Here is a 4652-nt window from a genome sequence, read left to right as displayed (position 1 = left end):
ACAACCCGTCCTTGATCATGGTGTCGATGAACTCGACCGGGCCCATCTTGACGCCGCCGCGCAGATATTGCGCGTGCGGCGCCATGCTCATGGATTCCTGGCCGCCGGCGACGACGATGTCGGAGTCGCCATTGCGCAGCGCCTGATAGCCCAGCGCCACGGTGCGCAGACCGGAGCCGCACAGCATGTTGACGCCCCAGGCCGAGGCTTCGACCGGAATGCCGGCGGCGATCGAGGCCTGGCGCGCGGGGTTCTGGCCCTGCGCGGCGGTCAGGATCTGCCCCATGATGACTTCGGAGACGCGGGCGGGATCGATGCCGCTGCGCTCGAGCGCCGCCTTGATGGCGATGGCGCCGAGATCATGCGCGGGCATGGTGGCAAAGGCGCCGTTGAAGCTGCCGACCGGGGTGCGGGCGGCGCTGACGATGACGACATCGTCGGACATGGACATCTCCTGTGGTTGAGGTTTCTTAACGGCATTGCCGGTGAGGCTCGTCCGTATTGCGGGGCATCCTGTTAACTGGGTGCGGGGCTGTCAATCGAACATAGGTGTTTTGCTGCTGCATCGCACTCAAAATTGGCGGGCATGTCGCATTGCATAGCACAACTATGCTGCGATTTTAACCGTGCCGCACAAAACGGTAGCGAAGCCCTGTTGAAAGTGCTTCATTTATTGCGTTGCGTTGCTCGTACGCCCCATGGCGCGATGCCGTCGGGTTCCCCATCCTCGGTACGTATGTGTGAGCCCATGGCGAAAACTGATCAGCCCACGACCATCAAGAAATATGCAAACCGCCGGCTTTATAATACCGGAACAAGCACTTACGTGACGCTCGAAGATCTGGCGTCGATGGTAAAGGATGGCGAGGACTTTCTCGTCTATGACGCCAAGAGCGGCGATGATATCACCCGCTCGGTACTGGCCCAGATTATTTTCGAACAGGAAAACAAGGCCGGCCAGAACCTGCTGCCGACCACCTTCCTGCGTCAGCTGATCCGCTTCTACGGCGACAGCATGCAGATGGTGGTACCTAAATATCTCGAGCAGTCGATCGACAGCCTGACGCGCGAGCAGGAAAAATTCCGCAATCAGATGACCAATACGTTCAGCATGACGCCGTTCGCGCCGCTGGAAGAACACGTCCGCCGCAACATGGAATTGTTTCAGCAGACCTTCTCGATGTTCAAGCCGTTCGTGCCGCCGCGCGGTGGCGTGCCGAGCGAGCAGCCCGAGAAGGCGCCGGTTCCGGCCAGCGATGCCGGCAACATCGACGATCTGCGCCGCCAGATGAAGGACATGCAGGATCGCCTCGAGCGGATGTCGCATGAGGCGAAGCCCGAGCAGAAGCCGGAACAGCAGACCGAATAGGCCTGCGCTTTCCCTGCGTTGCGGTGCGGGCCAGCGAACGCCGATCCGTTCGCCTGGGCCGCGCCGCGCCCTTGATCATTTGATCTCGTAATTGGTAGTGGGCAGCGGCGTCGCATTGATCGCGCCCGGGACCGGCGTGTTGATGACCAGATTGGGAACCGGGGCGACGGCCGGTGCGAATCTCGCGGCCCCGGTGACGATCACGGTCTCCTTTGTCTTTGGCACCGCGTCGGCCGGCCGGTTGGCCAAGCCGTCCATCTTGGCCTGGATCGCGGACAGCGAGCACAGGCTGGCGAAATCCTTAATGAAAATATCGGCCAGGCAGTAATTGTCCTGCGACCTCGCCGCGTCGGCCTGCCATCCGACCGAACCGGTAATCGTTGTTTTCTCGTAATCATCCATCGCCTGCTTGGTCAGTCCCTCGACCTGCGAGGCGTAGGGCGAGAAGGCGTAGACCTCGACAAAGTCCTGAATGATGGAGTCGGCCAGAATGATGCCGGCCGAGGTCAGGCTGATCGCCTTGGCGGAAGCGAAGGTGGCATTCAGCGCCGCTGTGGCGAACAGCGCACTCGAATCCAGCGCGCGCCGCGAGAAGCGGGCCTTCCGGTTTTCTTCGGTGATGCCGTCGAAGAACGCCCGGCACAGTCCCTTCACCTCGGAAAATCCGTAGCGCAGATACATGTAGGGCGACAGATCGGCGCTCGCATAGGCCGCGTAGGACGATGGGCCCGACGCGTACTTGCCGCAGTTTCTTGCGTTCTGTGTCAACACACCCGGTGCGATATTCGAATTCACCGGCGTAGAGATGCACGATGCCAACAGGCCCGCGCTTGCGATCGCCAGCAGTCCCAGCCCTATCCGTTTCATCGAAGCCCCTCTTGCTCCGCAGGAACTTCTCCGAAAATCATAAGATTGTGAAAGATTAAATTGCAGCCGAAGCGTGCCGTCGGGATTTCGGGGATAGCGGAGAAAAGCCGGCGCGCCGGCTTGACAGGCTGAGTTCGAAAACTCCGGAGCCCGGATATGGCCCGTCCGATCCGCGACGCGGGTGCTTGATGGACGCACGCGGTGGACACATGGATCGGTGGTTGGGACTTCGAGTGTCGAAGATACGACGGGTACTACGCGTTGCTGGCACAACGTTGAAGACGCCCCCGGCCGCTTGCCGGAGGTGTCAGAAGTATCAAGCCGTCGACCGGATCAATCCGGCGGACCGGAAACCTCACGCATACTTGCCGTGGCAGTGCTTGTACTTCTTGCCCGAACCGCACGGGCAGTCCTCGTTGCGGCCGACCTTGCCCCAGCTCTCCGGGTTGTTCGGATCGCGCGCGGCGATATCCGCGGCGCTTGGCGGCGCCAGCGCGATATTGGCATAGGCCATTTCGTCTTCGCCGGTGTTGGGGTCCAGCTTGTGCGCTTCCATCGCCGGCAGCTCGGGGGCGACGTCCGGCGGCACGATCTCGACCCGCATCAATTGCGCGGTGACGGCCTCGCGCAGATTGGCGATCATCGCCTCGAACAAATTGAAGGCCTCCGCCTTGTATTCCTGCAGCGGATCGCGCTGGCCATAGCCGCGCAGGCCAATGACCTGGCGCAGATGATCCAGCATCACCAGATGCTCGCGCCACAGATGATCCAGCGTCTGCAGCAAAATGGTCTTCTCGACGTAACGCATCACGTCCGGGCCCCATTGCGCCACCTTGGCGGCCATGTGCTCGTCGGATTTCTGCTCGATGCGCGCCAGCAATTCCTCGTCGGCGATGCCTTCTTCCTTGGCCCAGGCCTCGACCGGCAAATCGAGCTCGAGCACGCGGGTCAGCTCTTCCTTGAGGCCGGCGACGTCCCACTGCTCGGCATACTGGTTTTCCGGAATGTGCTTGGTCACCAGGTCTTCGACGAAAGCGCGGCGCATGTCGGCCACGGTCTCGGCGACGCTGTCGTTCTGCATCAGGTCGACGCGCTGCTCGAAGATCACCTTGCGCTGGTCGTTCTGCACGTCGTCATACTTCAAGAGATTCTTGCGGATGTCGAAGTTGCGCGCCTCGACCTTCTGCTGTGCCTTCTCCAGCGCCTTGTTGATCCATGGATGGATGATGGCTTCGCCTTCCTTGAGGCCGAGCCGGGTCAGCATCGTGTCCAGACGGTCGGAGCCGAAGATCCGCATCAGGTCGTCTTCCAGCGACAGGAAGAATTTCGAGCGGCCGGGATCGCCCTGGCGGCCGGAGCGGCCGCGCAGCTGGTTGTCGATGCGGCGCGATTCATGGCGTTCGGAGCCGATGATGTAGAGGCCGCCGGGGCGGGTGACGGTCTTCGCCGGCTTGGCGCCCTTGGCGGGCTCGATCTCGGCGGTTTCCTTGGCGTTCAGCACCATTTCGCGGAACGTCGCGATCTCGGCCTTGATCGCTTCGATCCTGGCGGCCTTTTCGGCCTCATCGGCGATGTCGGCCGTCTCGATCTGCGAGCGCATCTCGAGCGAGCCACCGAGTTTGATGTCGGTGCCGCGACCGGCCATGTTGGTGGCGATGGTGATGGCGCCGGGGACGCCGGCCTCGGCGACGATATAGGCTTCCTGCTCGTGGAAGCGGGCATTCAGCACCGCGAACAGTTTTCCCGGTTTGCCGGCGCGCGCCGCGGCGTAGAGCTTGTCCATCGCCCGCGGCTTGTCGAATTCGAGCTGCGTGTAGCCGTGCTTCAGCAGATATTCGCCGAGCATTTCCGACTTCTCGATCGAGGCGGTACCGACCAGCACCGGCTGCATCCGCGAATTGGCGCGCTCGACCTCGGCCATGATCGCGGCGTGCTTCTCGTCCTGGGTGCGATAGACCTCGTCATCCTCGTCCATGCGGCCGATGCCGACATTGGTTGGCACTTCCACCACTTCGAGCTTGTAGATGTCGAACAATTCGTCGGCTTCGGTCAGCGCCGTGCCGGTCATGCCGGCCAGCTTGGCATACATGCGGAAATAGTTCTGGAAGGTGATCGAGGCCAGCGTCTGGTTTTCCGGCTGGACGGTGACGTGTTCCTTGGCTTCCAGCGCCTGGTGCAGGCCTTCTGAATAGCGCCGGCCCTGCATCATGCGGCCGGTGAACTCGTCGATGATGATCACCTCGTCGTCGCGGACGATGTAGTCCTTGTCGCGGTTGAACAGCGAATGGGCGCGCAGTGCCTGGTTGATGTGGTGCACGACGGAGACGTTCTCGACGTCGTACAGCGTCTCGCCCTTGAGCTGGCCGGCGTCGCGCAGCAGGGTCTCGATCTTCTCCATGCCGTCTTCGGTCAGCGT

General features: G+C 62.0%; 4 protein-coding genes. 1 reads left to right on the top strand and 3 read right to left on the bottom strand.

Annotation, left to right across the window (positions count from 1 at the left end):
• A partial coding sequence (locus Q0S16_RS09255; protein WP_295847386.1) for a beta-ketoacyl synthase N-terminal-like domain-containing protein occupies window positions 1-445 on the bottom strand: 445 nt, incomplete at its 3' end.
• A gap of 303 nt (window positions 446-748) precedes the next feature.
• Here Q0S16_RS09255 and phaR point away from each other — a divergent pair.
• Window positions 749-1369 (top strand): polyhydroxyalkanoate synthesis repressor PhaR, encoded by a 621-nt coding sequence (gene phaR / locus Q0S16_RS09250; protein ID WP_295847384.1) that lies wholly within the window; start codon window positions 749-751, stop codon window positions 1367-1369.
• A 75-nt stretch (window positions 1370-1444) separates the two neighbouring features.
• Here phaR and Q0S16_RS09245 read toward each other — a convergent pair whose 3' ends face one another.
• Window positions 1445-2236: a hypothetical protein gene (locus Q0S16_RS09245; RefSeq protein WP_295847383.1), complete on the bottom strand. Its 792-nt coding sequence runs from the start codon at window positions 2234-2236 to the stop codon at window positions 1445-1447.
• Window positions 2237-2591: 355 nt separating this feature from the next.
• On the bottom strand, window positions 2592-4652 hold a 2061-nt coding region (gene secA, locus Q0S16_RS09240), incomplete at its 5' end, for a preprotein translocase subunit SecA (protein ID WP_295847381.1).

Source organism: Tardiphaga sp., from assembly GCF_025356345.1.
Lineage (GTDB): Bacteria > Pseudomonadota > Alphaproteobacteria > Rhizobiales > Xanthobacteraceae > Tardiphaga.
This window is presented reverse-complemented; position numbering and strand designations above follow the sequence as displayed.

Coding starts and splice junctions, on each gene's coding strand:
- phaR (WP_295847384.1), top strand. CDS start 749: ATGGCGAAAACTGATCAGCCCACGACCATCAAGAAATATGCAAACCGC.
- Q0S16_RS09245 (WP_295847383.1), bottom strand. CDS start 2,236: ATGAAACGGATAGGGCTGGGACTGCTGGCGATCGCAAGCGCGGGCCTG.